Here is a 26,140-nt window from a genome sequence, read left to right on the forward strand (position 1 = left end):
AAGGGCGGCAGGCCAGGCCGAGGTCTGCCGCCCATCGAAGATGCGACTATTGTACCGAAAATTCAGGCTTCCACCCATCGGGCGCGAAAATCTGCGTCGGGTCGATTTTGTCGACGTTGTCCTTGGTCACGATACCCGGCGCGACCAGCAGAACCTTCTCATAGTCCTTCTTTTCCAAGGCGCGCACCGCGAGGTCGACGCTGATGCGGCCCATCATCACCGGATACTCGGCGGCAAAGCCAAGCACCTTGCCTTCCTTGACCAGCTTCAGCATCGTCTGGTTCTCGTAAGACGACATGATCACGACATCGTCGCGGCCAGCGTCGGCGACGGCGCTGACGGCCGCTTCCGCCGCAGCAGCCCCGCCCCAGATGACATTGAGATCGGGATAGGTCTGCAGGGCGTCCTCGACGAGGCGCAGGCTTTGCGGAACGCCGGGCTCACCATAGAGCTCGGCCGCGAGCTTGATGTTGCCGGTGTTGATGCTGTCGCGAAAGCCCGCCATATAGCTCTCCGCCCAACCCGATCCCTGCGGACCCGGCAGGCCGATCGCGGTCGTCTTTTTGTCGCCGAGATACTTCTTGAGGTACTCACCCTCCTGAAAACCCTTCTGGTAGGTATCGGGAGTGATGCGCGCGGTGATCGGAGTTTCCAGAATGGGATTGGCGACGGCGATCTGGACAAGGCCCTTGGCGTCGCCCTCCTTCAGCTTGGCCGCCAGACCGGCTTCCGAGATGGCGGCGACGAGGATACTCTGGGCACCGGATGCGACGCAATCGTCGTATTGCGACAGCTGCTTGGGCAGCGCGTCATAGCCGCCAGCCTGCAGGACCGTCACTTTGACACCCAGGCGCTTTGCTTCCTCAACGATACCATAGTCGACCGAGACCCAGTAGCTGTCCTTGAGGTGCGGAAACAAGACGCACAGGTTCCAAGGCTTCTCGGCCTTTTCCAGCGGCACATAGTCGAGTGCCTCGACTTTTTTCAGATCGCCGCCTTTGGCCGCGTTGATCTTGAAGGGCCACCAATCCTTGGCCTGGGCGGCGTTGGGCAGGACGGCCACGCCGGTGACGAAAGCCGCCGCGAGGATGGATTGGAAAGCGCGATACTTGGTCATGTGATTCCCCATTTGTTTCGTGTGTTCCCGGGTCCGGAGCCGGCGATTTCGCCGGCTCCGCGGTCTGCCTTGGGAGCAGAGGCTTGCTGGCGGATCGTAGTACCGTCTAGGCGAGTTCGCCTTCAGGGCCATCCGCGCCGTTGTTCATTTTCACAGTGCTACCGTACTACTTATAAGTTATAAGTCAATAGCGTTTTCATTAGCCGGTGCTCAGCCGGGAAGGTGTCTTCAATCGCGGTTTCGCTGCCTCGACCGGGATCACAATCCATTTGACGAAAGACGAGGTCGGAGACAGCAGCCATGCAACTGGCCGCGGCGATGTGGGCTTCCTCGCGACCGACCGGTATGCGGCTTGTCGATCGAGTTGCCTGACATCAAGCGCCGGCGAATAAGTCAAAGCGATCAGCGTGGCCTTCGAATACAGAGCCATTGGTCAGCAGCCGCACTTCGCTATCGACCAAATCGTCATAGGGTCTTTAGGGAGGAGATGTGGCCAGTGCATTCGCGTGCTGCAACAGCCGCGCTGAACCGCACCGCAGCGTGCCATAACACGCTGCGGTCGGATGATTGTTGAAATAAGGGTTCCCCGCGCACGACCGTGCCGCTTTCCAACTTCTCTCGTCTGGCGCTTGCCAGCCTGAGTTCTTCATCGGCGCCCGGATTGCGGGTGTTGTCTTGCGACTTCATTCTCCCGGCAGCCGGGCAAAGGCCCGCAACGTGGAGGCTTCTAAATGGAACGCGGGTTCCCGATGCTTAGTGGGTGGTGCTGCTTGAGCAGGGGCAGGGCAGCACAGCCTCCGCCGGCAAGCCGTCGCGGCCGGTTCCCTTGATGGCGTGCCGGCGCAAGTCCCGCGTCACCAGGCTCGCAAATCGCGATGCACGTCCAGCCATTGCGACATGGTTTTGCCAGCTGAGAGGCCGATCCCATGTGCGGCGAACAGTCGAAACACTGATTGGTCGGTGTGCGTTCTTGGCGTATTGTGCAGCACTTCTGGCATTACTGGCCTTGCGGGGATGACGAGTCGGTCATGCGACAGTATGGATGTCCCTATCGGAATAGCCGGTCCGCCTTATCGGTCGTCACACCCGCATATCGCTCCGCTTCTAGGGAACACCCCATCACGCGAGGAAAGACATGGCCACATGCGCAGTATCGCCAATCCAGCCGTTGGGCCGACGGCCCGGCGCTTGCGCCAGTCCACCGGCTTTAACCTGCGTCACAATTGATCCACTGATCCTAGGTGACGACAACGTTGTTCGTCATGATTTGATGGGGCGGGGATTGGCCCAAAAGCGAGCCCCCCAAACTGTGCGGTTGCCAAATACGTAATGGAGTGAATTGGAATGATCATCGTAACAGGCGCCACGCACGGGATTGGGCGGGCCTGCGTGGAGAAACTTGCGTCTGCCGGTTCCAGAGTGGTGGCGACCGGCCGAGATGCAGAAGCGGGCGCGGCGCTCGAACGCGCCAATCACGGTGTCACGTTCGTTGCCGGTGACATTATCCGTGAAGACGATTGCCGCCGTGTCGTCGACCGTGCGCTTGAACTTGGCAACGGCCGGCTCGCGGGGCTCGTGAACAATGCCGGCATGTCGAAGCGCATTGCCTTCGCCACCGCCACCCAGGACGATTGGGATGAGGTCCTTGCGGTTAATGCACGCAGCGTCTTTTTCTTCATCCGTCATGCGCTGGACGGCTTGCGGCTCGGGAGGGGTTCAGTCGTCAACATGGCCAGCATCGCCGGAAAGACGGGCGAAGAAGGGCTCGCTGCCTACTGCGCCTCAAAGGCCGCGGTCATCGGGCTGACGCAGGCCCTCGCGCTGGAGTTCGGCGAGGAGATCCGCTTCAACGCTGTCTGCCCCGGCCAGATCGAAACACGCATGATGGGCAACATCATAAGCGATGCACTGCGCAAGAAGCAGCTCGAACTGCGGATCCCTGCCAACCGCTTCGGTGCCCCTGAAGAGATCGCTGATGTGGTCGCTTGGTTACTTTCGAATCAATCGAGCTATGTCAACGGCACGGTGGTGACTGTAGACGGCGGGGAAACAGCCGGCCTGCGCACACCGCGCGTCGCGCAGATCGATGGTGCTTAGGGCAATTCAGCTCAGCCGGAGCCGCGCTCGTCGAAATAGCGCAGAAAACCATGTGAGCCTCGCTGGATGTCGTTCTCGATCGCCTCGCGGGCCCTCTTCCTGTCGCCAGTCCTCAAGGCCTCGATGAGATGGTCATGTTCTTCCGCGCCGGTGTACCCGCGCGGAATTTCCCGATCGTAAACGTTAAGGATTGGACCCATCGAGGCCCACATGCTTTCGATCTGTCCGATCAGCATCGGCATACGCGACAGGCGGTAGACGCCGAAGTGGAAAGCGCGATTGGAGGATCGCGCTTCCTTGATATTACCGGCCTTATGGCTCTCTACAAATGAGGCGCGGAAGGTCTCAAGCTGTTCGAGATCGGCGGGGGCAAAATGGTCGGCAGCGTGTTCTGCCGCAAGCCCTTCAAGTGCCACGCGGATCAGCTTGATCTGAATGTAGCGGGCGCGGCTGAGGTCTGGCACCGCGGCGAACCTGCCGGAGCGCAACTCGAGCGCCTGCTCGCTGACGAGCCGCAGACAGGCTTCGCGCACCGGCGTAATGCTGGTTCCGAGCTGCCCGGCAAGATCCTGCATAAGGAGACGATCGCCCGGCGCGAAATTGCCGATGATCAAGCCATCCCGCACCTTGCTGTAAATCCGCGCGGACAGGCTGCCCATCTCCTCGGGCTGCATCTTCATAGGGCCCATGGGACTCCCCTCGCCTCTGCTGCAGCTCTATGGAAATGTCGATTTACGCGTTTCACTACGTTTATAAGTTATAATCGCTGCCTATATTTCGTTATGCAGCGGCAGACAAGTACGTGCACGTTAATTGTCTGCAGCAAACATGTCCGTTTTCATAATTATTTGTGAAATTTTGTTTTTATAAAAAACAAGGAGACCCTTCTTTTCCGATTCTGACAATGGAATGTGACGACAGAAAAAGGCGCGATCTCATCTGCGTGGCATGAGTTGGTGTGCGAGAGATGATGACATCTGAAGGAGCCGGGAAGCTTACGTGTCAATTTCCAGTCTGATGGGCAGAAATTTCCGATTCTGAGGCGACTCCGAACCGGCTGGACCGACGATGACGTCGGCACCGTCAAGATGATCCGGCAGGCCAGCACGTCCAAAAGCTGCGTATGGCGTTTGCAGAGCGTTTCGCCGCCGAAGGGCTTCAAGGGCTGTTGCGCGACAAGACGCGGCCCTCGCGCATTGCGGCTCTCGGGCCCGAAAGCCCGCCGAGCGCAGCTCTGACAAGGCCGCGACAGGAATCGAACGACGACTGGCCAGAATTATGAAATCCCTTACACTATGCAATTTCAGACATTTCAGTAACAAATAGATTTAACATTCTCTTCACTTGCACTTTGGGGCGCGTTACCCGAATTAGCTGGAGCGGCCGAAACCCCCGCAAGATCAAGCGCGTAGTCGAAATCCAATCTTGCTGGTGCTTGTCGAGGGATGCGACGCGGTGGGCCGGCGCAGGTGCGCTGTGAAGCAGCACTGAGCGCGCCGAAAAACGGCTTCCCAACAGGAGATTGATTTGGATTATGTGCAGTATTTCGCCGGAAGAATCGAGCAACTCAAAGGCCGTGGCGGGTATCGTGAATTTGCCGATCTGGAGCGTCAGTCTGGCAACTTCCCAAAGGCCTGGCTCAATAGGCCCGACGGCCGAAAAGAGATAACCATTTGGTGCACTAATGATTATCTCGGTATGGGGCAGCACCCCAAAGTGCTATCGGCAATGAAGCGCGCCATCGATGCCAACGGCGCAGGATCGGGAGGATCCCGCAACATTGGTGGCACCAACCATTATCACGTGTTGCTCGAGCGGGAGCTTGCAGCTTTCCACAACAAGGAAGCAGGATTGATTTTTGTTTCCGGCTTCAGCTCAAACGATTCATCATTGAGTACATTGGCATCTTTGATGCCGGACACAATTATATTTTCTGACGAGCACAACCACGCTTCAATTATTAGTGGATGCCGCAACAGCCGGGCCGAAAAGCGCGTCTTCCGGCATAACGACGTTGCGCATTTGCGGGAGCTTCTGCGCAGTGTAAATCCTGCAAGACCCAAGATCATTGTTTTTGAATCGGTATATTCAATGGACGGTGACATTTCACCGATCAAAGATATCTGTGACATGGCGGACGAATTTGGCGCAATGACGTTTCTGGATGAAGTTCATGCATCGGGAATGTACGGTCCGAAAGGCGCCGGCATTGCCGCGGAACTTGGCATCATGGATCGTCCAACCCTCATCGAAGGGACGCTAGGTAAGGCGTTCGGCTCGATGGGGGGTTATGTGACCGGACCTGCCTCCATTGTTGACAGCATACGAAGCTTCTCGATCGGTTTCATTTTCACCACGGCGCTTGCGCCAGCGCTTGCGGCTGGTGCGCTGGCAGCGCTGCGCCATCTTCGCGATTCAGATTCAGAACGAATTGATCTGCACCGGAAAACGAAACTTTTAGTCGGATTGCTGAAAGAGGCGGGCATCCCCGTCATGCCGACCCGAAGCCACATCATTCCTGTGCTTATTGGTGATCCATTCCGTTGCAAGGAAGCGTCCCGCCAGCTTCTAGATCAGCATGGAATATACGTTCAGCCAATTCTGGCGCCGAGTGTTCCGGTGGGAACCGAGCGGTTCAGGGTGACGGTTACGCCTGCCCATAGTACGACAGATATTCGGACGTTCGTCGATGCGCTCAGGCAGGTTCTGCTGCGGGACAATCTTGGCAAGGCTGCCTAATGTAAATGCTGGGAACGACAGGGCGCGCAGCCTCAGACCTGATTATATCAGCCGGGCTCGCCGAGGTGGAAGCGGCGGTCCGCGATCCGGTTCTGACGCCCGATCGCATCTTCGAATGTCATCGGAAAGCAGTTCCGTAACCCGCAATGACAGCTTTCGCGATCTTAAATGATGTGACTCCATGATTGAATGGGGCCGTTTGACGACTCGCTGCTTACACATCGGGCCGGTTCCAGATTCAGGGCTCACCATGAGCCGGTATGACCAGAGCGCATGTTCTTGTGCTGCGAGTTTGATGTGGCTTGGCGTGCCCTACCCGTGAGGTAGGTCACGCCCAGGCCCACGGGATCACACACGAGCAAGCCTCCGACGCCGCCCTAATCAACAACGCTGCAACAGATCCTTCAAATCAATTTACAAGATTTTTACAACCGTCAGTCGTTGACAATGGTACGGCACCGCGAGTCTGAGGTCCGGCACGGCCATAAAAGTGACGCCGGTACCCTCGGACCGCCGCCAGCACGCAACATCGGGATTAACAGCAATGGTAAGAAGAAGAGCGCTCATATTGGTCGAAGGCCATAGGGGTACTGGTCAGCTATACGTCCAAGCGGCTCAGTGTCTTGGTCTTCATCCAATCACTCTGACGGCTGATCCACCTCGGTACGACTATCTTTCGGCGGAAAACGTTGAGGCAATCCGTGTCGACACTGGCAATCTCGAAGCGTTGGTCCGCGAAAGTTCGCGGCTGCGTGCTACCCACGACATTGCTGGCATTACTGGCTTTGCCGGGGACCATGAATCGATCTATGCGACAGTTGGCAAGCTTTGCCGGCATTTCGATCTACCGGGACCGAACCCTGAATCGATTGAACGAAGCTGCGACAAATTCAAGCAACGCCAACTCCTCGCGCAGGCCGGCGTTCCAATACCGGCTTATCGGTTGGCAACGAATGCGGCGGAGGTAGAAAGCTCGGCTGCAGAGATCGGCCTGCCCGTGATTCTTAAGCCGGCAGTAGGCAGCGGCAGCATGGGTGTCCGATTGTGCCGCAGCCTCGAAGACGTAGCCGAACATACGACCTATCTATTGGGCGGAAAGCACATATGGCGGTCTACACCGAAAATACTCGTCGAAGAATTCGCACAGGGCCCGTTCTATAGCATTAATGTTATGGGGAATGAGGTCGTTGCGATTTGCGCCAATGACTTTGGTCCCCTCCCCCATTTCGTCATACGTGAGGTGACGTATCCGGCCCTGCTAACCGATCAGGAGCGTGAGCGCATCGCCGATGTTTCGCTGAGCTGTTTGCGGGCTCTCGGCCTTGGCTGGGGGCCAACTAACGTTGAACTCCGGTGCACGAAACGCGGTCCAGTTGTCATTGAAGTCAATCCGCGTCTTAGTGGCGCGCCCGACCCTCAACTGGTCCAGTTAGCTTACGGTGTCGACCTCGTCGCCGAGCACATCAAGCTTGTCATTGGCGAGGAATGGGATCTGCGCAAAAAGCATTCGCATACTGCGGCCGCGCGATTCCTGCTTCCTGATCAAGATGGCACCCTGGACTGGATTGGTGGCGACACTCAGGCAGCTGCTATATCAGGTGTGGCCGAGGTCAAATTGAATGTTGAACCCAAGACACCGATCGTCAGGAAGGGGGATTTCCGAGACTGGATTGGACATGTCATTGCCACTTCGCCCAGCCGTGCTGAAACCGAGGGCGCCCTTCAGCGAGCGGTCGACTTGATCGATTGGTCGATCACCCCTTTTCCGGCGACAATAAGAGGTGATCGAGAGCACGATGTTTGTGGGGCGTTCGGGCGGCCCACCAGTTCTGTTCCGATCAGGCATTGACGGCTTAAGATCCTTGAAACGCAGCAGTTCCGTCTACGTCAATGTCACATCAAGTTTGACGAGGCAAATGCAGCTTTGGCCACACCTGCCCTATCTGCCGCGGAACTTCTCCGCGACCCGTGGCGAGGCCGTCGGCCCAATTTGGGCCCAATTTGATTGCCGCCCACCGCCGCCGCAGGACGAACATGCGCTTGACAAGACAACGCCGGCCCGTTCAACTTGAGGCATTCACCAGGGGAGTCCCGGCAAGGGGCTGAGATACTGCTGGCTTTCGCGGCGCAGTGACCCGTTGAACCTGATCCAGTTCATACTGGCGTAGGGACGGTGCAAGCGCTTTGCGGGAGTTCAAGCCCGAGGTCCTGTTTCGGCAGGTCGACAGAAGCGTCTTTTCATCCTTCCGGCACAGAACTGGGTCTCCAATGCATGAGCAAAGGAGCCTCAAGATGAATGCCCTCACCCCCGCCGTGTCGACGGGACCGCTGCCTGCTTCGCGTAAGATCCACAAGCCCGGTGCCATCCACCCGCAGATCAGGGTGCCGATGCGCGAAATCTCCGTCCATCCGACAGCCGGCGAACCGCCCGTCACCGTCTACGACCCGTCGGGCTCCTATACCGATCCGGCTGTCGAAACCAGCATCCAAAAAGGCCTGGCCCGGCTTCGCCACGAATGGATCTTGGCCCGCGGCGATGTCGAGGACTGTGACGGCCGCCATGTCCGGCCGGAGGACAACGGATTCGCGACGGGCGAACGCCTGACGCCGGAATTCCCCATCCGCCACCGACCGCTCAGGGCCAAAGCAGGCAAGGCGGTGACGCAGCTTGCCTATGCGCGCGCCGGCATCATCACACCCGAAATGGAGTTCGTTGCCATTCGCGAGAACCTTGGTCGCGAGATCCTGCACGGCAAGCTTGAGCGCGACGGCGAGGCTTTCGGCGCGATGCTGCCCGATTTCGTCACACCCGAATTCGTCCGCGACGAGGTGGCGCGCGGACGGGCGATCATTCCCGCCAACATCAACCATCCCGAGAGCGAGCCGATGATCATCGGTCGCAATTTTCTGGTCAAGATCAACGCCAACATCGGCAACTCCGCCGTCACATCGTCGATGGCCGAAGAGGTCGAAAAGATGGTCTGGGCGATTCGCTGGGGCGCCGATACGGTGATGGACCTGTCGACCGGCCGCAACATTCACAACATCCGGGACTGGATCGTGCGCAACGCACCGGTGCCGATCGGCACGGTGCCACTCTACCAAGCGCTCGAGAAGGTTGGCGGCATTGCCGAGGATCTGACCTGGGAGGTGTACCGCGACACGCTGATCGAACAGGCCGAGCAGGGCGTCGACTATTTCACCATCCACGCCGGCGTGCGGCTGCATTACATCCCGCTGACCGTCGACCGGGTGACGGGTATCGTCTCGCGCGGCGGGTCGATCATGGCAAAATGGTGCCTGCACCATCACCGGGAAAGCTTCCTCTACGAGCACTTCGCGGAGATCTGCGACATCGCCAGAGCCTATGACGTATCCTTCTCGCTCGGCGACGGCCTTCGTCCCGGCTCGATCGCCGATGCCAACGACGCGGCGCAGTTCGCCGAGTTGGAGACGCTCGGCGAGCTGACGCAGATCGCCTGGGCGAAGGATTGCCAGGTGATGATCGAGGGCCCCGGCCACGTGCCGATGCACAAGATCAAGGCGAACATGGACAAGCAGCTCGCTGTCTGCGGCGAAGCGCCCTTCTATACGCTTGGACCGCTGACAACCGACATCGCGCCGGGCTACGACCACATCACCTCAGGCATTGGGGCCGCCATGATCGGCTGGTTCGGCACCGCCATGCTCTGTTACGTCACGCCGAAGGAGCATCTCGGCCTTCCCGATCGCAACGACGTCAAGATCGGCGTGATCACCTACAAGATCGCCGCCCACGCCGCCGACCTGGCGAAGGGCCATCCGGCAGCGAAAGTCAGGGATGATGCGCTTTCCCGCGCGCGCTTCGAGTTCCGCTGGGAGGACCAGTTCAACCTGTCGCTCGATCCGGAAACGGCGCGGTCCTTCCACGACCAGACTTTGCCCAAGGAAGCGCACAAGGTGGCGCATTTCTGCTCGATGTGCGGACCGAAATTCTGCTCGATGCGTATCTCTCACGACATCCGTGCCGAGGCGCAGAAAGAGGGCATGGCGGCGATGGCGGCGAAATACCGCGAGGGCGGCGATCTCTACCTGCCGGCGGACGAGACCGGCGCGCCGCTCATACCTCAGCCACGTGAGCCATCATGAAGGTCTTGGTCAAAGGGGCCGGCGTTGCCGGCCTCACCGTCGCCTTCGAGTTCGCCGCACGCGGCGCGGTGGTTACCGTTGCCGAGACAAGGCCTGCCCTTGGCGGCAATGCGTCGTGGTTCGCCGGTGGCATGTTGGCGCCGTGGTGCGAGCGTGAAAGCGCCGAGCAGCCGGTGCTGGATCTCGGACGCGACGCCGCCGACTGGTGGGACGCCGCAACGCCCGGCTTGGTAGCACGACGGGGAACGCTGGTCTTGGCCGCGCCGCGCGATGCGGGCGAGCTCGACCGGTTCGCCAGCCGCACGACGGGCTATCGGCGCGTCGAGGAAGATGAAATTGCCTTGCTGGAGCCCGACTTAGCCGGCCGCTTCCGCCGCGGATTGCTCTTCCCCGACGAGGCTCACCTCGACCCACGCCCGGCGATGGCGGCACTTCATGACAAGCTTGCGACCATGGGTGTCAAATTCCACTTCGGCTGCGACGCCCGGCCTGTTTCGGGTTTCGCCCGTCAGATAGACTGTATGGGAATGGCAGCGGCCGATGACAGGCTGCGCGGTGTTCGCGGCGAAATGCTGATTCTTCGCACGCCTGATGTCTCGCTGTCGCGGCCGGTCCGTTTGCTTCATCTACGCTTTCCGCTTTATGCCGTGCCGCGCACCGATCACCGTTTCATGATCGGAGCGACGATGATTGAAAGCCAGAGCGCCGGACCGGTGACGGCGCGTTCCATGATGGAGCTGCTGGGTACCGCCTATGCCCTCCACCCGGCCTTTGGCGAGGCCGAGATCGTTGAAACCGGTGTCGGCGTCCGCCCAGCCTTTCCCGACAATTTGCCGCGCGTCGAAACGAACGGTGAAATCATCGCGATCAACGGGCTCTATCGTCACGGTTTTCTCCTGGCTCCCGCCATGGCGCGCCAGACTGCCGACCTGGTTTTCAGTCACGACAGAACGAAGGAGCTTGCTCATGAAACTGATGGTCAACGGCGAAGCGCATGAGGTTGCCGCCACAACGCTGGAGGCGCTGCTTGCCGCGCTTGACTATGAGGGCGATTGGCTGGCGACGGCCGTCAACAATGACCTCGTGCACAAATCCAACCGGGCGGAATTCCAGTTGAACGACGGCGACCGGATTGAAATCCTCTCGCCCATGCAGGGCGGCTAGGCCATGATCGAGCTTTATGGAGCCGAGCTTCCGTCGCGCCTGCTTCTTGGCACGGCTCAATATCCTTCGCCGGCCATCCTTGCCGATGCAGTCAGGGCTTCGGGCACGGCGGTGGTGACCGTCTCGTTGCGCCGAGAGATGGCAGGCGGCAGGGCCGGCGAAAAATTCTGGTCGTTGATCCGATCGCTCGGCGTCAGAATCCTGCCCAACACTGCTGGCTGCCACTCCGTCAAGGAAGCTGTCACGACCGCGAAGATGGCGCGCGAAGTCTTCGGTACGAACTGGGTCAAGCTCGAAGTGATCGGCAACCATGACACGCTGCAGCCGGATGTTTTCGGTCTGGTCGAAGCCGCTCGCATCCTGTGCGAGGACGGTTTTGCTGTATTCCCCTATACCACAGATGACCTTGTCGTCGCCGAGCGGCTGCTGGAGGCGGGCTGCAAGGTCTTGATGCCCTGGTGTGCACCGATCGGTTCCGCCCTCGGGCCGGTCAACATTCCGGCGCTGCGCTCGATGCGCGCACATTTCCCTGAGGTACCTCTGATTGTGGATGCAGGGCTCGGGCGGCCGTCACACGCGGCGACTGTCATGGAACTCGGCTTTGATGCCGTTCTCCTGAACACCGCGGTTGCCAAGGCGGCCGATCCGGTCGGCATGGCGGGCGCGTTCGGCAAGGCGGTCGAGGCCGGTCGTGAAGCTTTCAGCTCGGGAATGCTCGAACCGCGCGACGTCGCCATGCCATCGACACCGACCATCGGCAGGGCAGTATTTTCATGAAGCTCGATCCCTTCTACCTGATCGTCGACAGCGCTGCCTGGATCGAAAGGCTGGTGCCGCTCGGCGTCAAGCTGGTGCAGCTGCGCATCAAGGATAGGGACGAGGCCACGCTGCGGACGGAAATCCGCCGCGCGAACGGCGTCTGCGCGGTCCATGGTTGCCAACTGATCGTCAACGACTATTGGCGCACGGCAATCGAGGAAGGCTGCGACTTCGTCCATCTCGGCCAAGAGGATTTGGCTGCGGCCGACCTGCTGGCGATCAAGTACGCCGGATTGAAGCTCGGGCTTTCCACGCACGATCATCTAGAACTGGAAACGGCCATCGCTGCCGAGCCCGACTATATCGCGCTCGGCCCCATCTATCCCACGGTCCTGAAGCAGATGAAATGGGCGCCGCAAGGGCTCGCGCGGATCAGCGCGTGGAAGCATCGGGTGGCGCCGATCCCATTGGTCGCCATCGGCGGCCTCAACCCCGATCGGCTCGACGGTGTCTTCGAGGCTGGTGCGGACAGCGCGGCAGTGGTGACCGACATCACGTTGAATGCCGATCCCGAAGCGCGCACGCGGCAATGGATCGAAAAGGCAGAGCGATGGCGCTAGGGCGAGAACCGCATGTGCTCGTGGTCGGCGGTTCGGACTCCAGCGGCGGAGCCGGAATAGCACGCGATATCGAGACGATCTCTTCCATTGGCGTGCGCACCTGCCTTGCTGTCACCGCGCTGACGGTGCAGACGCACCATGCGGTCATGGAAATCCACTCTATGCAACCCGGTCTGGTGGCCGGTCAGATGCGTGCGGGGTTGCAGGCCAACAAAGTGGCGGCCATCAAGATCGGGATGCTCGCCACGGTGGAGATCGTCATTGCGGTTGCCGGAGTGCTGCGCGAAAATCCGCAGGTGCCGGCAGTGCTCGACCCGGTGCTGGCGTCGACGTCAGGCCGGGCGCTCCTGGAAGCCGGCGCCATCGCCGCCCTGAAATGCGATCTGATGCCATTTTGCCGTCTGGTCACCCCCAATCTCTTCGAGCTGGCACTCCTTGTTGGCTCGGAGCGGGCAGTGGATGAGGACGGCGTAGTGTGGCAAGGCCAAGAATTGCTGGCAGCCGGCGCGCGGGCTCTGCTGATCAAGGGCGGCCATGCATCGGGACCGCAATCAACCGATATTCTGTTGCGCCCCGATCACGAACCAGTCCGCTTTGACACGCCGCGTCTTGCCGCATCAATGCGCGGGACGGGCTGCATGCTGGCCAGCGCGATTGCAGCGCATCTGGCGAAGGCGCAATCAATCGAGTACGCCGTGCGCCAGGGCAAGCTCTTTGTGTTAGAAAAGCTTCGGAAAACCCCTGCCGAATAGCCGTAGAGCCGGCTCAAGCGTTCAGCGGCTGACGCTGAAATGGAAGCCGTAGCCCTCCTGCCCTTTTTTCACAGGGCGTGACGGGATGAGGCCGCTTTGCAGATCGGAATTCAGCGGCGCCGAGACAAGCTGCCCTGCCAGGCCGGGAAAGTAACGGGACTCTTCCTGCGGCGAAGCGCACTGCCAGTCAGGCATGGGAATGCACTTGTGCGGTCTTATGTAGCAAACGCACCAACTTCCCGCACGACTTAAAGGGTAGGTTCCCATAAAATCCGGGGATGCCGAGAGTAGCGCCCACCGTCCGTTCCACCCGATACCAACACGCTATCAATACGCTGGTGGCCAAGCGATCCGAGATATCCGCGCGATCCGGTTCAAGAGTGCGGACCTGGCTCACCAACTACAGCACATTGACGCGGTGCTGCTCATCCTTGGCTACAAGGGCGATCCGTCGCTTATCGTGCCGCTACGGCGCACGCCAAGCCGCTTCCGCAAGGGCGAGCTTTACCGGCTGATTCTCAGGCATGAAGCGGAAGGCAGCGCGTCGAACCGGGAAACCGCAACGCGTATCGCTCAGGCGAAGGGATGGGATACCGCGCTTGTGAAGCCGCTCATGAATAACATCAAGACGGCGAAGGGCTGGCGACGGCGGCGGGCCGAAGCGGTCGGCCATGACAGCCGACCGCAGGAGTAGAAACTATGTCAAAGTTTCATATCGCTGATGAAGCGATAGGTGCGATGCGGGACGGGGTTGCCAGAGAACTTGACGTTCTTGCTCCCTCGGAACGCGCCGCTCAGGCTTTTCTGAAGACCGCGCGCCATCGCTTCCTCGGCATGCTTCGTGACTTCCCTCACGACGTTTTTGAGTGTGTCACTGCGCCCGCACCGGGGACACGCAATCACGTCATGGTCCTTCGCATTCGCGGGTCCTTCAAGGTCGACCTTGCAAGAGCCGCAAAGAAGTTTCACGGAACTACTAGCCATTAGGCAGCCCTCCTTTTCGAAGCGGCGACCTGTTCGGCACCTGCGTGTTTCCGCCCTTTGAGAACGTCATTCAACGCGGCCCGGATTGACGCCATAGACGGCGGCAATGTGATGCTGATATTGCCCAGCCCAATGACGTAGCCAAACGTCGACTGCATCATCATATGTGAGCTGGTATGGTGGTTTATTGTCGGTCGTCATTATCCTAAACTCCTTTTAGGACGCTTGGACGACTTGACAGCGAGTCGATTGCGAGTAGGGTCCCGCGTGTACATACGACTAGCCGCAAGCCGTCCAAAGCACTGCGGTTACCGATACGGAGCCGGGGTCGGAAGCCCCGGCTTTGTCGTATTGGGCGAAGGGATTCTTCCCCTCACGAGATGCATAAGAGTCTCGCGGCCTGCCGGAGTCAAGGCAGCGGCAAATGCACCCTGCCACATAACAGTGTGGGTGCAAAAAAGCTATCTAGATTCAAAGGCTTGGCTGGTTTCCTCCCACCGCGCCCGTTTTGCGATCTTCGCATATTTTGCGCCGTATAGCCTGATTCTGGCCGACTCGTCTAGATTGTGCATTGCACAAAATGCAACCTGATTCGACGCCAGTCTAGCGTTGCCAGTAGCCAGCCCAAACGCGACTCACGGAATGATTGAGCGCACCACCAAGCAGAGCGAAGGCATTGCCACCATTTGACCGGCGACGGTGATCTTCAAGCCATGCGGCATGATTGGCGTACTGGTAGAGGTAGCGGTGCGAAACGTGGTGGTGCTGACCGGCGACCATCCGACGAAGGCGGCTGAAATAGCTCTCCACCATGTTCGTATGCTTGCCGTGGCCGTCGCTGTAGCTTTCCGAGTGATTGATGCGGGTCGAAGCGTAATCAGCTTCCAGCGCGTCCCAATGGTTGGCTTCGTCCGCGAACAGCTTGGAACCGGCCAGCATACGAGCGCGGGCGATTTCGACGCCTTCGGCTTCGCGATGACGGACAAACGTCAAGGTGCGGCCAGCGCGCTCGCGCAGGGCGATCACAACGCGGCGGAGGTCTGACTGGTTCTCCTTCATGCGGCGGTCATTGCGGCGGTTCTCAGGGCGCACCACGCCGCCGAATAAGCGCCATCAATCTCGACCTCGCCTTCAAGGGTTCATTCCTGTTGCAGTGCCTAACGGTCATAGGAGCCGACACCATCCACTTCGACTGGTGATTTCCCTGAGAATCTGTCAAGCGGTCTTTTAAAGTTTCCCACAGCGTTCGCGGCGTTTCGCACAGGGACCGTCTAACCTTCTGTATTTATTGACGAAAAGTTAACAACTCGTCTGTTGACAAAGACTCAGTTTGAATTATTCTCGCGGAGCGCGCGGCGGAACAAAAGACCTTCAGCCTCGTTGGGGGTGGTTATCACAATGAATGCTTACCGAGCACGCCTTAGACTAGCGGCCGCCCTTAGGGACGGCAAGCCAATTTACAATGGATCGCAGGACCATGCGTCAGCCATAGTTGAAGCTATGTTTGAACACGCAAATGAATCTGTGTCTATTCTTTCTGGCAAGCTTAATCCGCGCGTTTACGGGCAGAGCGAAGTTATAGAGCAGGCCTCTCTATTTTTGGCTGAGCCCGACCACAAGCTGAGGGTTCTGGTCGAGGACGGCTCTGAATCAAGCATTCAAGACCATCCGTTTTTTGAAAAGTTCATTGCCTATAAGAATGTTGAGGTGCGCGAAGTTCCCGCTGCTTATCAAGACTTGTATAAATTCCATTTTCTAGTAATGGATTCGGACAGCTATCGATTCGAGGCGGATAAGAGCGAGTGTGTCGCCGTTGCCGTCTTCGGAGATAAGGCTGGGGCGAAAAACGTTGCAAATATTTTTGAAAGTTTGTGGGCCCCATCCACACCTATTGGCGCCTCTAGCCAGTCAGAAGCCATTAGGTCCGTCGCCTAGTAGCTGCTTGCACTGTGGGGCGTAGCTTTGTTGGCAGAGTGCGCCGCAGCAACTTCACTCGCACCAATGCTAGAGCCGGTTGCCGGCACAGCGTTGGCGGTAAACGTTGCATATCTGGCCCTTGTTAGATTCCGCTACCGAAGCAAAATACGCGATCACGCCAAGCAGAAAATTGAGAGCTTCCGAGGCGAGGACGGGCAGATTGCTGCAAACATATGCGACAACTTGTGGTTCCAGCGCGTAGCGCGGCTTGGTAGCCTATACGACAACGATGAGGACATTCCGGAGCCAAAGAAACGGCAAAAGATGCCAGATGGCTTTTGGGGTAAGTTCTATTCGAGCGTTTTCGAGTTTCACAGAGACGTAAAGGCGGTATCGGCCCTAGGATGTTTCTGTGCTTTCGTCCTCGCCGCTGGGACGGCCACCACGGTCAACCAATGGCTGTGGATGAACTGTTTATTTTCTACAGACTGGATCTGGATTTCGTTTTACCTGACGCTCCTAAGCGGCTTAGTCCCGGTTATGTGCGCACTCAGCGGGAAGAGAGTTGTTAAATGGGCTGCTGGCTACACGAACGAATGTGTTGGAGGCATAGGACAGCTTCTCAAAACCGAAGTGCAACAAGCTAAGCTTCCAGTGCTCCCGGTCGAGAAGGCAAAGGACCCGCGTTAAAGGCGCTTGGTGCGTTTGCTACATAAGACCGCACTTGTGCCTCCTGGCGAGTGTGAGGCCGCAGGAGCATTTCAGCGCGGCGGGGGCCGCCGGATCTGGCCCCGCAGTGCTGGAGCAAAGCAAAGGCCGGTTTGAGACGATTCCGGGGATTTCTACGAGGCTGCTCGCGACGCCGGCATTGAGTTCTACCAGCTCCTGAGCGGCATACGCGACCAAACCCGGTTGAGTGTCACCGCAGGGATGTTCCACGAGTGGGACAAACAGCTGCGGGACTGGCTGGTCCGCGAAGTACGAGACTGGCATCGAGGGGATACGGCAGCTGCGAAGGTCTGGTCAGCGGATTTCGCCAAGATTGCAGACCTCCTGGAAAGTTTCGGCTGGAAAGTCCGAAGCACGGACTACTTCAAGACGCTCGATGCGCGCCGGTTGGTGGTCAACGTCTACAAGCAAGGCGCCGGAAAATGAGCTATGACGGATTTTGGGTGACGGGGTTGATCAAGCGGCGCTTTGCGGCTTCATTTGATGACCTCGATCCCGTCCTGGAACCTCGCACCTGCGAGCAGTTTCGGCAACTGATTTTGTCCCTTCAATCGATGCCAGTATTTGGCGGCGGCCATGACGAGCTTGAAGACCATCAGCCTGGCGGTCTTCGACGATAGGGAGCCGTTCGTGTGTACCGTTCGGCGGAAAACGGTGCAAAGACGCTCTCGATCGGGTCCGACGTTTGCAGTTGATCCCAGTGTTCGACGGGGGAATCGTAGAACGCCAGCAACGTCTCGCGATCCTTCTTCAGGCAGTCGACCGCCTTGTCGACTTCGCGCCCTATTTCTCGGCGAACACATCGATCGCCAATTCGGCTGCTGAGCGTGTCGGCGCCGTAAATCTCACGCAAATCCGACTTCATGTTGGCCTGCACCGAGAGCGGCACCTTGTTCAGCACGTTGGCTGTCTTATGACTCACAACGTTGGTGCCTGGGCCGGGAAAGACCTCGTCGAGCGCCGTCCAGTAGCCGAGCGCGCCATCGCCGTCGGCAATATCGGGCGCGATCTTCAAGCCATGCCGCTTCACGTCGACCAGCAACTCGCGCCAGCTCTGTGCGCTCTCGCGAACGCCAGTCTATAAACCGACGAGTTCTTTCCTGCCCTCGGGCGTGGGGCCGATCAGGACCGAGCATGCATTCGGCTTGGTCTTCTATCCGCGCCTGCAGATAGACCCTGTCCGCCCAAACATAGACATCGACGCGCCGAAAGATCGCGCTTTTGCCAACGCTCGTAGTCAGCGTTCCACTCTCCCGCAGCCGCGTGATCACCGAGGGTGACAGGTTCGGCGCGTCCTTGCCCACAAGCGCGCTCAGCGCTTCCTGAAAATCGCCCGTCGAAACACCGCGCAGGTAGAGAACGGGAAGCAGCGCATCCAGACTTCGCGCCCCGACGCGCCGATTTCGGCAGGATCGATGAGGCGAACCGCACCCGATCAACCTCGCCATTCGCGCCGCGATCCCGGCTTCACCCGCCTGACTGGCACCACCGATGCCCGTCTGGATGCTCCGCTCCGGGGCTTAGGAAACTCTATGCTCACGCAACAGGCGATGACCGGCCTCGCGAATATGGAAGTCCTCGTCCTCCCGTAAGCGATGTGCCCAAGTAATGATGTCGTTTCTGCCAAGGAAGGGCTCCTTCAGCAGTGAGATTACCCTTTCTCGCTTTCCCGCCACTGGGCTGTCGTACCACGTCAGAAGTCGCGCAAGTCGATCAGGCGTTAGTAATTTTGGCCGTTTCAGCAGTAGGTCTAGAGCGGATAGACCCAGTCGACCATCGACTATCGCCTCAAATATGCGCCCGGCGGCCATTGGATCTGCTTCAAGGCGCTTATCTAGATGTTCACGCGCCAAAGTGGACACTTCGCTACGGCGATCCCCACTTAGCGCAATCAATCGATCAAGCTGTGGTGGCTTTAGAGAGCGAAGATCGCCCTTAGCAGGATGTGTCTCGGCGTGGGCGGAACAACGTTGTTTTCCTGTGTGGGACGCTCAGTCGTGACCCAATGTTCATATCCCGCTTCAAGCGTCTCGGTAAGTTCCGTGCAACCTTGTTCGGCGCCACAGTTATTGAGGCGGCCGGCTTGGAAGCAGTTCCTTATGGCCCTCATGCATAAACCAGAGCACCCGTTTGAGATGACTGCGAAGGGCCTTACGGGCGCGGATGGGCTCTTTGACCGGATCGATACCCAGTACATCCAGCGCCATCTCCTCTTCGCTGGCACTGTCGGCGCAAGCGTCCATGAGCTTCAAATAGAGCTCGAAATGCTTGTCATCATATGCGGTTAGGCTTTCCGACCAGGGGACTTCCGTTGCAATGGTTGGATCAGGCGTTGGGCGCGATCTGCTTTTCATCCATGTCTCGCTTTGGCGATGAACCAGGCCCCCGTTCCAATTCAGAATATCTCCATCTAGCGCACTTTCAACCGTTCTCGGCCTTCTTCGGACAGTGCCCAATCGTTGCATATGGTCGTGGGTTCCAAATTGGCGCGCGGCTGCTCGCGACTAATACATCCTCAACTCGGCGAGGCGATGTAACGCCCGGCTGAACCAGAATGGCGCGGCTATTGAGCATCGCCGATTGGATCGAACCTCTTATTTTAGCTTCGCGATAATCTTGTCTGGATGCTTGCAAGCGTCATCATGCCGCCGTACATACGCTTAAGGATCTCGCCCATCACCGTACGAGCAGCGAACATTTTCAAACTCGATCTTGCAACTTGAGGCTTTGCGTTACTGCATAGCTGCATTGCACAAAGTGTGTTTGCGCATTGCACAACTTTTAGCCATTAAGCTTACAGCTGATGCACGCGATGGTTTCCTCCCATTCCATCGTATCAGCTGTTCCCCTCTGAAGGTTCTGACTTTACACCTAAAGGGCCTCGGTTTTCCGATGGCCCTTTTTTTGGCGGTCGCCACGTCGTCAATTGCAACGCGGCGCGATCGCCGGTTCAGCCATCAGACTTTGGAACCATTTCTGCCCGGCCAATCCCTCCCGACAAAAGTCTGATCTTCACCAGCCTTCTACGGGCAAGCGTTCGCGCCAGGAGTTCAAAGCCGCGTCCGTAACATTCGACAATGAAAGCCAATGTCATCAGGTCGAGCAGAAACTCGTCAATCGCATGTGTGAGCGCATCAGACTTTTGTTCGAATTGAAGTAGCAGGGCGCGGGCGTCTTCGATCGCGGCGTGGCAATCGTCTGCGTCAAGCAGGGAATTGATCCTGTCAAAGATCTGCAAGCGTCCTCACTTTTCGGAAGCCACACTCAGCATCGAACGCCGCTGATGAGTGAGTTTCCAACAAAAGAACAGGGTAACGTTTCGCGAAAAATCGCTCGGCAGCGCGTCGATGGAAAATGGTGCCTCAAATGACATGTGAATCCCGGCTCACCAAGATGTCGTCGAAGGCGAGTGAGCCGGCCCATGTCTGCGTCCCGGCCGCCTGACAACTGGTCAGGAGGAACTGTGGCCACATTCGTCGTAGGCAAATGGACCATCTATTCTTAAGCCGCCACGGTTCAGCCTAGATTACATGGGAAGCGACAATAACGGAAAGAAAAGGTTCGCAAAATGAGTAGGGTGGCTGGATCAAACGAAGATTTGGCTGCACCAACGACCTTTGGGCCACTTCTGCAGCCCACCTTTCGCTCGATCTGGCTCGCCACGCAGGTTTCAAGCCTCGGCTGGTTGATGCAGACTGTCGCCATCAGCTGGCTGATGGCAACGATCTCGACTTCCGATCTGATGGTTGCGTTGGTTCAGGCTTCATCGAACCTGCCCGCCTTCGTCTTGTCTGTCTTCGCCGGGGCTCTCGCTGACAATTTCAGCCGGCGCCGGGTCATGTTCGCCGGTCGGTGCCTTATGGTGATAGCCTCCGCGATGCTGACCGCATCGGTGGCGCTGGGCTTTGTCAGTCCGTGGATGATCCTCGGCTTCAGCTTCTTGATCGCAAGCGGCGGTGCTCTCAATGATCCGGCCTGGCAAGCGTCGGTTGGCGATATTGTGGATCGACGCGATGTTCCCGCTGCCGTCACCCTGCTTTCTGTTGGATTCAATACCGTCCGGACTGTGGGCCCGGCGCTCGGCGGCATTGTAGTTGCCTCGTTTGGCCTTATGGCGGCATTCGCGGTGACCACGCTCACCTATTTCGTACCCTTGGCCACTATTTGGCGCTGCAAGTGGAAGGTTCGTTCTTCCCCTCTTCCACGCGAGTCGATGAGGACGGCGATCTATGACGGGCTGCGCTTCACGGCGATGTCATCGGAAATCAAGGCAGCGATCGCGCGCGGAACCCTCTTTGGCTTGGCGAGCATCGCCATACTCGCGCTGCTGCCGGTGGTTGTCCGCGATCAGCTGGGAGGAGGCCCGCTCGCCTATGGCGCGCTCATGGCCGGCTTCGGGACCGGAGCCGTCTTCGCTGGCCTCTCCAACAGCCTGTTCAGACGGAGCTTGTCGCAGGAGCGGCTGATGAGGCTCTCCTGCGTCGCCTGCGCGGCGTGCTCACTTTCGCTGGCACTGACAACTTCGATCGGGGTGGCGGCAATTGCACTCGCTTTGGGCGGCGCGGGCTGGGTCACCGCCTGGTCAGGGGTCGGTGTGAGCGTGCAGCTGGCAAGCCCGCGCTGGGTCGTGGGGCGCACCATCTCGATCTACTATGCTTTGATAGATGGTGGCATCGCGCTCGGCAGCTGGGTGTGGGGCACGGTGGCCGAAAACCATTCGCTGGCCCTGGCGCTGGAGGGTTCCGCTGCCTCCCTGATGTTCGTCGCTGCAGCCGGCGTTCTGTTTCCTCTTCGCGAGCGCCGCGACTCAGAGCCCGATCCTCTGGAGGAATTCGATGCCCCGGCTGTCGCGCTCAACCTGAAGCCGAGAAGCGGCCCGATCGTGGTCAAGGTCGAATATCTGATAGCCGAGAGAGATCTCGAGGCTTTCCTCGACCTCATGCGGCAGCGGCGTCATGTACACAGCCGGGTCGGTGCTCGGAATTGGACGCTCCAGCGGAACTTGCAGAAGCCTATGCATTGGACGGAAACGTTCCGCACGCCGACCTGGACGGACTACCTTCGCCTCAATCATCGTCTGACGGAAGTGGACAAGGAACTGGACGAGCGTGTCTTCCAGTTGCACGCGGGAGAGGAAGCGCCTCAGATGACACTTTCCATCGAGCGACCGACAAGCTCGGCCCGCAAGCCCGAGCACTCAGCTTTTCGCCATCCCCGTCATTGAAGCCCGGCCGGCACAGAAACGCGATTCTTGTCTATCGCGCTCAAACCGGTGCGGGAGACGGACAATCGACCAAAATTCGATGTGGGTGGCAGAGAAGAACCACAGGCTGAGAGTGCGGCCGATCGGTCCCACCGTGAAGCGGAGCCTGGGGCTGCAGCGGCACGCGACTATTGCCGCGTGTCACCTTTTGAATTTAAAGGTCTTCCTCAGCCCGCCTCGCTGATCCGGGCCAAGGCTATCTCGAGGTTGGCATTTTGTCCCGCCAGCTCGCTGAGACGATCACGTTCGGCGGCGACCACATCCGGACTGGCGTTGGCAACGATGCACCCGCGCGGAGCGTGCTGTTGCTGGAAGCAGGAAGGCATGATCGGCCAAAGCCGGGAGAGGTGCTGCCGGCAGTAGCGAATGGGCTGCTGCGTCAGCTTGGTGTCTGGACGCCGTTCGCCGAGGCCGGCTTCGTTGAAAATCGTGCGCTTGTTTCGGTGTGGGCCAATGAGGTTCCCAGCGAGCGGCACGGCATGTTTTCCGCTCAAGGTGCCGGCTGGCAGCTCGACCTACGCGATTCGACCGGCTGATGGTGCAGGCGGCCAAGGCGGCAGGTATGGACACGCGGTTTGGCTCGGCCGTGGGTTCGGCAGTGCGCGACGATCAAGGCTGGCTGCTCAAACTGGCCGATGAAGCTATCGTTGCCCGCGCCGTGGTTTTGGCGACCGGTCGCAGTTGGAGCGCCCCGGTGCGCGGTCGAACAAGCGTGTGTAGGCGGCAAGATGTCCGTGCACGGTGAGCTTGGCGCCGAAACATCGCTCCAGCGATTGCAGCATGGTCGTCGAGGCGCGTCCCGCAGGCTGGTGGTACAGCCCCGACTTCCCGGACGAACGCCGTGTGGTCGCGTGCCTCACCGATCCGGATCTGGGCAGCGAACTGCGCAAAGCCGGACATTGGTACCGCGCTTTAGCCGCAACGCAGTCCATCGCGCCGCTCGTGCCACCCAACGCAATCGAGACCGCCAGCATGATCAAGGCGGCGGGAACCGCAACGATCTATCCCGCCGCCGGTGACCGCTGGGTCGCGGCGGGCGACTGCCTGTTCTGTGCCGATCCACTGTCATCACGCGGGATCGTGCATGCACTCCGCTCAGGCATCCTGGCGGCCTAACGCGGCATCGGACATGCTGGACGGGCGTGGCGATTTCGCCTGCGCCTGCTATGCAACGATCGCCACACGCGGCTTTGCCGATTACCTCCCAGCGCTGGCTGCCCACTATGCAGCCGCCGCGCGATGGGACACGCCTTTCTGGCAGCGGCGGCGCAGCCATGTCTTCCACGCGTCTAGCATCGAAGGAGGGAGATCAGAGGTGGTCTCGCGACGGGGTGCTCGGCATTTATGAACCGACCGAGCGCCAGCGAGTGGTCGTCGGTGACCTCCCTGATCACACCGACTTAATTCAAATTTGTGTGTATATATTGACGATTGAACTACCTTCACCTCGTAGACGGCAATGCGGGCGGGTAGAGAGGGTTCTATGATATGACAAGCGATTTTTCCGCCGCCCGAGTGCATTTAGATCGAGCGTATGACTACCTTTGTGGGGATGACCCGATGAGTCAAAGGGGCCGCGAAGCCTTGGACCTGCTAATTGAGGCGGTTGCCGTCGAAGAGTTCAAGCAGCCACGCCAAAGCGCGGAGGTGCTAAGGTTTCCGATCGGGCGCCGCTGCTGAGGTAATCTCCACGGCCGCCATGTAGCCTGGCAGGTGAGGCGCTCACGGCAGGGACTCGCTGCCCCGTGAGGGCCGGGAACGAACGCATTGGCAAACGGAAAGCCCACTTGCCAGACCAGCGCCCGGCCGGCATGGCAAGAGAGCTGGCGGGTTCCCAGGCGGAGACATTGATGCCGGACTATGACGTGCTTTGCATCGGCAATGCCATTGTCGACATCATTGCCTAGTGCGACGAGGCTTTTCTCGAGACCAACGGCGTCATCAAGGGTGCGATGACCTCATCGACACGCAACGAACAGAGCTGCTGTACAGCCGCATGGGTCCGGCGATCGAAGCCTCGGGCGGCAGCGCCGGCAACACCGCCACCGGCGTAGCCCGCTTCGGCGGGCGCGCCGCCTTCTTCGGCAAGGTGTCGAACGACGCGCTCGGCGAGATCTACGCCCACGACATCCACGCCCAGGGCGTCGCCTTCGACACCAAACCCCTAGTGGGACAACCACCGACGGCGCGCTCGATGATCTTCGTCACGGCCGATGGCGAGCGCTTATATCGGCCTGCATCGAACTCGGGCCGGAAGACAACAGATAGCCCTCGAATTTCACCTTGGCGCCCGACGCCTTGTCGGGCTCGATGTGGGACCCGCCGCGCGCCAAGGAAGCGATCCGGCAGATCGCGCGCCTGGCGCATGCCGCCGGACGCGAAGTGTCGATGACGCTGTCGGATTCGTTTTGCGTCGACCCCTACCGCGACGAGTTCCTCGAGCTGATGCGCTCCGGCGCGGCAGCAGCAGGTCGTCTGGATGGCCGGAACTATCCGGGTGAGTACGTCGGCGATTGGCCGAGTGGTCGAGGCCATTGAGCTTGCAGGTTCGATCAGCGACGCAATGATCGCCAGCGCTCGGCGCCTTCATCCGAGCCTGCAAGAGCGGATTCTCGCCTTTAGGGCGAAGATTGCTTCATTATGCTCCTCCCCAAATGGCGAAAACAGCGATCCTAGTTTAGTTGTCGTGGAGGCAACGCGGAGTATTCGCGCCAGTTCGGTCATGATCCCCTCGTCTTCGAGGTCGCTGGGGCGGTTCTGACAGGGCGCGCCGCGCATGATCTGCGGCGGGCAAGAGGACAGATGCCGCTCCTGAAGGTGGGGCCGGATACCCGCTGCGAAAGAACCACGGCCGGTTCACGTTAGCCGCGCCCAATTCGCTCTCACCTGGAAAAAGACGGGCGAGGTTTGCCTTGAGCTGACCGTGTTAGCCTGCGGCCCAGGTCGGGGGCTAGGGTCTCGAACTTTTCGCGCAGTTCCTCCGTCAGGGCCCTTGCGTCGGCGCCACTGTCAACCACCCGGGTATTGAGCAATATCAAGAGCTCCGTCCGTTCCTTGGCGTATTCCGTTCTGCGGAACAATCCCCCCAAAAGCGGAATATCTTTCAGCACAGGAACCCCAGAATTGGCACGGTTGGTGCTGTCTTGCATCAATCCGCCGATAGCGATCGTGTCGCCGCTTTGGGTGGATACGGTACTCTGGAGGCGGCGCACCGAAATCACCGGGGATTGAACATTGGTTAGCGTGTTCCTGTTGGCGGTGCTGACCTCCTCGAATGTATCGAGTGTTATACTACCCCCGGCACCTATTCTGGGCGTAACAGCCAAGATCGCACCTGTGTCGCGCATTTCGACGTCGCTCACGATCGGAGAGTTCTCGCTTAGGACAGATTGCGATGATCGCGCTAGGACGGGGACCTGATCGCCCACCTGGATCGTGGCCGTTTGATTGTCGACCGCAAGAATGCGCGGCGCGGACACAACCTTTACCTCCCCAAGCGCTCTTAGCCCGTGTAACACAATGTTGGCGTCTTTGCCGGGAAATACATACGATAAACCATTTTGAACTGCGCCTAAGCCCCTGGTGGAGAGAAGATAGTCCACGCCGTAACTCAGACCATCATCCAGCCGAACCTCGGCGATGATGGCTTGTATGAGGACCTGTCGAGGCTTGAGATCGAGTTGACGGATCGCGGCCTCCACGATCTTGTAGTCGTGGGGTGCTGCGAGTACTACCAGCGCGTTCTGTCCGGGGTCCGCCCGAATCCGAACCGGCGCCGAGAGGCCGAGACGGTTCGCTGACACGACCGTTTCGTCCACCGAATCCGTTGTGGAGACGGTCGCATCTGGCATTTCGGCCGGCGAAGCTGACA

At 59.2% G+C, this 26,140-nt stretch carries 27 protein-coding genes, 3 pseudogenes and 1 riboswitch; of the genes and pseudogenes, 19 read left to right on the plus strand and 11 right to left on the minus strand.

Annotated elements, in window-relative coordinates; all coding sequences use genetic code 11:
• Window positions 1–46: 46 nt before the first annotated feature.
• Both torT and NKH97_RS31095 read right to left on the minus strand, forming a co-directional pair.
• The gene (gene torT, locus NKH97_RS31090; RefSeq protein WP_352799619.1) at window positions 47–1,117 is read right to left on the minus strand and encodes a TMAO reductase system periplasmic protein TorT; all 1,071 of its coding nucleotides are present in this window, start codon (window positions 1,115–1,117) and stop codon (window positions 47–49) included.
• Window positions 1,118–1,596: 479 nt separating this feature from the next.
• A pseudogene (locus tag NKH97_RS31095) lies at window positions 1,597–2,096 on the minus strand (ISNCY family transposase); the annotation flags it as partial.
• A gap of 365 nt (window positions 2,097–2,461) precedes the next feature.
• On the opposite strand from NKH97_RS31095, the gene NKH97_RS31100 reads away from it, so the two are divergent.
• The gene (locus NKH97_RS31100) at window positions 2,462–3,214 is read left to right on the plus strand and encodes an SDR family NAD(P)-dependent oxidoreductase (protein WP_286461381.1); all 753 of its coding nucleotides are present in this window, start codon (window positions 2,462–2,464) and stop codon (window positions 3,212–3,214) included.
• 11 nt (window positions 3,215–3,225) lie between these two features.
• Here the strand turns inward: NKH97_RS31100 and NKH97_RS31105 are convergent, their stop codons facing one another.
• The gene (locus tag NKH97_RS31105) at window positions 3,226–3,894 is read right to left on the minus strand and encodes a GntR family transcriptional regulator (RefSeq protein WP_352538810.1); all 669 of its coding nucleotides are present in this window, start codon (window positions 3,892–3,894) and stop codon (window positions 3,226–3,228) included.
• 847 nt (window positions 3,895–4,741) lie between these two features.
• Between NKH97_RS31105 and hemA the strand changes: the two genes are divergently transcribed.
• The 8 genes from hemA to NKH97_RS31145 all read left to right on the plus strand — a co-directional run bounded on the left by hemA (window position 4,742) and on the right by NKH97_RS31145 (window position 13,376).
• Entirely contained in the window at window positions 4,742–5,953 is a 1,212-nt protein-coding gene (gene hemA / locus NKH97_RS31110) for a 5-aminolevulinate synthase (RefSeq protein WP_352799622.1), read from the plus strand.
• A gap of 544 nt (window positions 5,954–6,497) precedes the next feature.
• Complete coding sequence (locus NKH97_RS31115) at window positions 6,498–7,802, plus strand: ATP-grasp domain-containing protein (RefSeq protein WP_352799645.1); 1,305 nt, start codon at window positions 6,498–6,500, stop codon at window positions 7,800–7,802.
• A 223-nt stretch (window positions 7,803–8,025) separates the two neighbouring features.
• Window positions 8,026–8,142: riboswitch (TPP riboswitch) on the plus strand.
• A 103-nt stretch (window positions 8,143–8,245) separates the two neighbouring features.
• Window positions 8,246–10,081: a phosphomethylpyrimidine synthase ThiC gene (gene thiC, locus NKH97_RS31120; RefSeq protein WP_352753576.1), complete on the plus strand. Its 1,836-nt coding sequence runs from the start codon at window positions 8,246–8,248 to the stop codon at window positions 10,079–10,081.
• Window positions 10,078–11,079, plus strand: coding sequence for a glycine oxidase ThiO (thiO, locus tag NKH97_RS31125; protein WP_023768631.1), 1,002 nt, complete (start codon window positions 10,078–10,080; stop codon window positions 11,077–11,079). Before thiC ends, thiO begins: the two co-directional genes overlap by 4 nt.
• A complete protein-coding gene (thiS, locus tag NKH97_RS31130) occupies window positions 11,048–11,245 on the plus strand; it encodes a sulfur carrier protein ThiS (RefSeq protein WP_023768632.1) in 198 nt (65 codons plus the stop codon). Before thiO ends, thiS begins: the two co-directional genes overlap by 32 nt.
• 3 nt (window positions 11,246–11,248) lie before the next feature.
• A complete protein-coding gene (locus NKH97_RS31135; protein WP_352679573.1) occupies window positions 11,249–12,022 on the plus strand; it encodes a thiazole synthase in 774 nt (257 codons plus the stop codon).
• The gene (locus NKH97_RS31140; protein WP_352799625.1) at window positions 12,019–12,624 is read left to right on the plus strand and encodes a thiamine phosphate synthase; all 606 of its coding nucleotides are present in this window, start codon (window positions 12,019–12,021) and stop codon (window positions 12,622–12,624) included. The genes NKH97_RS31135 and NKH97_RS31140 overlap by 4 nt, the downstream gene beginning before the upstream one ends.
• Window positions 12,615–13,376: a hydroxymethylpyrimidine/phosphomethylpyrimidine kinase gene (locus NKH97_RS31145; protein WP_352799627.1), complete on the plus strand. Its 762-nt coding sequence runs from the start codon at window positions 12,615–12,617 to the stop codon at window positions 13,374–13,376. The genes NKH97_RS31140 and NKH97_RS31145 overlap by 10 nt, the downstream gene beginning before the upstream one ends.
• A gap of 21 nt (window positions 13,377–13,397) precedes the next feature.
• Here the strand turns inward: NKH97_RS31145 and NKH97_RS31150 are convergent, their stop codons facing one another.
• Window positions 13,398–13,571: a hypothetical protein gene (locus NKH97_RS31150; protein WP_023737084.1), complete on the minus strand. Its 174-nt coding sequence runs from the start codon at window positions 13,569–13,571 to the stop codon at window positions 13,398–13,400.
• Window positions 13,572–13,794: 223 nt separating this feature from the next.
• Here NKH97_RS31150 and NKH97_RS31155 point away from each other — a divergent pair, with 223 nt between their 5' ends.
• On the plus strand, window positions 13,795–14,070 hold the full coding sequence (locus NKH97_RS31155; RefSeq protein ID WP_352693075.1) for a hypothetical protein: 276 nt from the start codon (window positions 13,795–13,797) through the stop codon (window positions 14,068–14,070).
• An 8-nt stretch (window positions 14,071–14,078) separates the two neighbouring features.
• On the opposite strand, the gene NKH97_RS31160 is transcribed toward NKH97_RS31155, so the two are convergent.
• The 3 genes and pseudogenes from NKH97_RS31160 to NKH97_RS31170 all read right to left on the minus strand — a co-directional run.
• The gene (locus tag NKH97_RS31160; protein ID WP_352693076.1) at window positions 14,079–14,360 is read right to left on the minus strand and encodes a hypothetical protein; all 282 of its coding nucleotides are present in this window, start codon (window positions 14,358–14,360) and stop codon (window positions 14,079–14,081) included.
• Between the two features lie 66 nt (window positions 14,361–14,426).
• Window positions 14,427–14,561, minus strand: a complete 135-nt coding sequence (locus tag NKH97_RS31165; RefSeq protein WP_352799630.1) for a hypothetical protein — start codon at window positions 14,559–14,561, stop codon at window positions 14,427–14,429.
• A 402-nt stretch (window positions 14,562–14,963) separates the two neighbouring features.
• Window positions 14,964–15,496 (minus strand): annotated as a pseudogene (locus NKH97_RS31170) (IS1595 family transposase); the annotation flags it as partial.
• Between the two features lie 262 nt (window positions 15,497–15,758).
• Here NKH97_RS31170 and NKH97_RS31175 point away from each other — a divergent pair.
• From NKH97_RS31175 to NKH97_RS31190, 4 genes are all read left to right on the plus strand, one after another.
• Window positions 15,759–16,295, plus strand: coding sequence for a DUF7931 domain-containing protein (locus NKH97_RS31175; protein WP_502897111.1), 537 nt, complete (start codon window positions 15,759–15,761; stop codon window positions 16,293–16,295).
• Between the two features lie 30 nt (window positions 16,296–16,325).
• Window positions 16,326–16,967 (plus strand): hypothetical protein, encoded by a 642-nt coding sequence (locus NKH97_RS31180; RefSeq protein ID WP_352799633.1) that lies wholly within the window; start codon window positions 16,326–16,328, stop codon window positions 16,965–16,967.
• A 222-nt stretch (window positions 16,968–17,189) separates the two neighbouring features.
• Window positions 17,190–17,432, plus strand: a complete 243-nt coding sequence (locus NKH97_RS31185) for a hypothetical protein (RefSeq protein WP_352799635.1) — start codon at window positions 17,190–17,192, stop codon at window positions 17,430–17,432.
• Entirely contained in the window at window positions 17,429–17,626 is a 198-nt protein-coding gene (locus NKH97_RS31190) for a hypothetical protein (protein WP_352799636.1), read from the plus strand. Before NKH97_RS31185 ends, NKH97_RS31190 begins: the two co-directional genes overlap by 4 nt.
• On the opposite strand, the gene NKH97_RS31195 is transcribed toward NKH97_RS31190, so the two are convergent.
• The 3 genes from NKH97_RS31195 to NKH97_RS31205 form a co-directional block, all read right to left on the minus strand.
• On the minus strand, window positions 17,602–18,048 hold the full coding sequence (locus NKH97_RS31195; protein WP_352799638.1) for a transposase: 447 nt from the start codon (window positions 18,046–18,048) through the stop codon (window positions 17,602–17,604). The two genes, NKH97_RS31190 and NKH97_RS31195, sit on opposite strands and share 25 nt — an antisense overlap.
• A gap of 1,024 nt (window positions 18,049–19,072) precedes the next feature.
• Window positions 19,073–19,360 (minus strand): hypothetical protein, encoded by a 288-nt coding sequence (locus tag NKH97_RS31200; RefSeq protein ID WP_081726247.1) that lies wholly within the window; start codon window positions 19,358–19,360, stop codon window positions 19,073–19,075.
• Window positions 19,361–19,956: 596 nt separating this feature from the next.
• Entirely contained in the window at window positions 19,957–20,244 is a 288-nt protein-coding gene (locus tag NKH97_RS31205) for a hypothetical protein (RefSeq protein WP_352567760.1), read from the minus strand.
• Between the two features lie 330 nt (window positions 20,245–20,574).
• On the opposite strand from NKH97_RS31205, the gene NKH97_RS31210 reads away from it, so the two are divergent.
• The 5 genes and pseudogenes from NKH97_RS31210 to NKH97_RS31230 form a co-directional block, all read left to right on the plus strand.
• Complete coding sequence (locus tag NKH97_RS31210) at window positions 20,575–22,230, plus strand: MFS transporter (RefSeq protein WP_352799641.1); 1,656 nt, start codon at window positions 20,575–20,577, stop codon at window positions 22,228–22,230.
• Window positions 22,231–22,484: 254 nt separating this feature from the next.
• Window positions 22,485–22,805, plus strand: coding sequence for a hypothetical protein (locus NKH97_RS31215; RefSeq protein ID WP_352799642.1), 321 nt, complete (start codon window positions 22,485–22,487; stop codon window positions 22,803–22,805).
• A gap of 244 nt (window positions 22,806–23,049) precedes the next feature.
• A complete protein-coding gene (locus NKH97_RS31220; RefSeq protein WP_352799644.1) occupies window positions 23,050–23,385 on the plus strand; it encodes an NAD(P)/FAD-dependent oxidoreductase in 336 nt (111 codons plus the stop codon).
• A gap of 372 nt (window positions 23,386–23,757) precedes the next feature.
• On the plus strand, window positions 23,758–23,949 hold the full coding sequence (locus tag NKH97_RS31225) for a hypothetical protein (protein ID WP_023727257.1): 192 nt from the start codon (window positions 23,758–23,760) through the stop codon (window positions 23,947–23,949).
• Window positions 23,950–24,119: 170 nt separating this feature from the next.
• Window positions 24,120–24,726 (plus strand): annotated as a pseudogene (locus tag NKH97_RS31230) (adenosine kinase); the annotation flags it as partial.
• 425 nt (window positions 24,727–25,151) lie between these two features.
• On the opposite strand, the gene NKH97_RS31235 reads toward NKH97_RS31230, so the two are convergent.
• A partial coding sequence (locus NKH97_RS31235) for a type II secretion system protein GspD (protein ID WP_502897112.1) occupies window positions 25,152–26,140 on the minus strand: 989 nt, incomplete at its 5' end.

It is taken from the genome of Mesorhizobium sp. M0870 (assembly GCF_040319775.1).
GTDB lineage: Bacteria > Pseudomonadota > Alphaproteobacteria > Rhizobiales > Rhizobiaceae > Mesorhizobium.

What these genes read in the sequence shown, in the direction of transcription:
- NKH97_RS31225 (WP_023727257.1), top strand. Translation starts at nt 23,758, where the DNA reads ATGACAAGCGATTTTTCCGCCGCCCGAGTGCATTTAGATCGAGCGTAT.
- NKH97_RS31150 (WP_023737084.1), bottom strand. Translation starts at nt 13,571, where the DNA reads ATGCCTGACTGGCAGTGCGCTTCGCCGCAGGAAGAGTCCCGTTACTTT.
- NKH97_RS31200 (WP_081726247.1), bottom strand. Translation starts at nt 19,360, where the DNA reads ATGAAAAGCAGATCGCGCCCAACGCCTGATCCAACCATTGCAACGGAA.
- NKH97_RS31115 (WP_352799645.1), top strand. Translation starts at nt 6,498, where the DNA reads ATGGTAAGAAGAAGAGCGCTCATATTGGTCGAAGGCCATAGGGGTACT.
- NKH97_RS31210 (WP_352799641.1), top strand. Translation starts at nt 20,575, where the DNA reads ATGAGTAGGGTGGCTGGATCAAACGAAGATTTGGCTGCACCAACGACC.
- thiO (WP_023768631.1), top strand. Translation starts at nt 10,078, where the DNA reads ATGAAGGTCTTGGTCAAAGGGGCCGGCGTTGCCGGCCTCACCGTCGCC.
- NKH97_RS31175 (WP_502897111.1), top strand. Translation starts at nt 15,759, where the DNA reads ATGAATGCTTACCGAGCACGCCTTAGACTAGCGGCCGCCCTTAGGGAC.
- thiS (WP_023768632.1), top strand. Translation starts at nt 11,048, where the DNA reads ATGAAACTGATGGTCAACGGCGAAGCGCATGAGGTTGCCGCCACAACG.
- NKH97_RS31105 (WP_352538810.1), bottom strand. Translation starts at nt 3,894, where the DNA reads ATGAAGATGCAGCCCGAGGAGATGGGCAGCCTGTCCGCGCGGATTTAC.
- NKH97_RS31190 (WP_352799636.1), top strand. Translation starts at nt 17,429, where the DNA reads ATGAGCTATGACGGATTTTGGGTGACGGGGTTGATCAAGCGGCGCTTT.
- torT (WP_352799619.1), bottom strand. Translation starts at nt 1,117, where the DNA reads ATGACCAAGTATCGCGCTTTCCAATCCATCCTCGCGGCGGCTTTCGTC.
- NKH97_RS31145 (WP_352799627.1), top strand. Translation starts at nt 12,615, where the DNA reads ATGGCGCTAGGGCGAGAACCGCATGTGCTCGTGGTCGGCGGTTCGGAC.
- thiC (WP_352753576.1), top strand. Translation starts at nt 8,246, where the DNA reads ATGAATGCCCTCACCCCCGCCGTGTCGACGGGACCGCTGCCTGCTTCG.
- NKH97_RS31165 (WP_352799630.1), bottom strand. Translation starts at nt 14,561, where the DNA reads ATGACGACCGACAATAAACCACCATACCAGCTCACATATGATGATGCA.
- NKH97_RS31160 (WP_352693076.1), bottom strand. Translation starts at nt 14,360, where the DNA reads ATGGCTAGTAGTTCCGTGAAACTTCTTTGCGGCTCTTGCAAGGTCGAC.
- NKH97_RS31135 (WP_352679573.1), top strand. Translation starts at nt 11,249, where the DNA reads ATGATCGAGCTTTATGGAGCCGAGCTTCCGTCGCGCCTGCTTCTTGGC.
- NKH97_RS31220 (WP_352799644.1), top strand. Translation starts at nt 23,050, where the DNA reads ATGGTCGTCGAGGCGCGTCCCGCAGGCTGGTGGTACAGCCCCGACTTC.
- NKH97_RS31140 (WP_352799625.1), top strand. Translation starts at nt 12,019, where the DNA reads ATGAAGCTCGATCCCTTCTACCTGATCGTCGACAGCGCTGCCTGGATC.
- NKH97_RS31100 (WP_286461381.1), top strand. Translation starts at nt 2,462, where the DNA reads ATGATCATCGTAACAGGCGCCACGCACGGGATTGGGCGGGCCTGCGTG.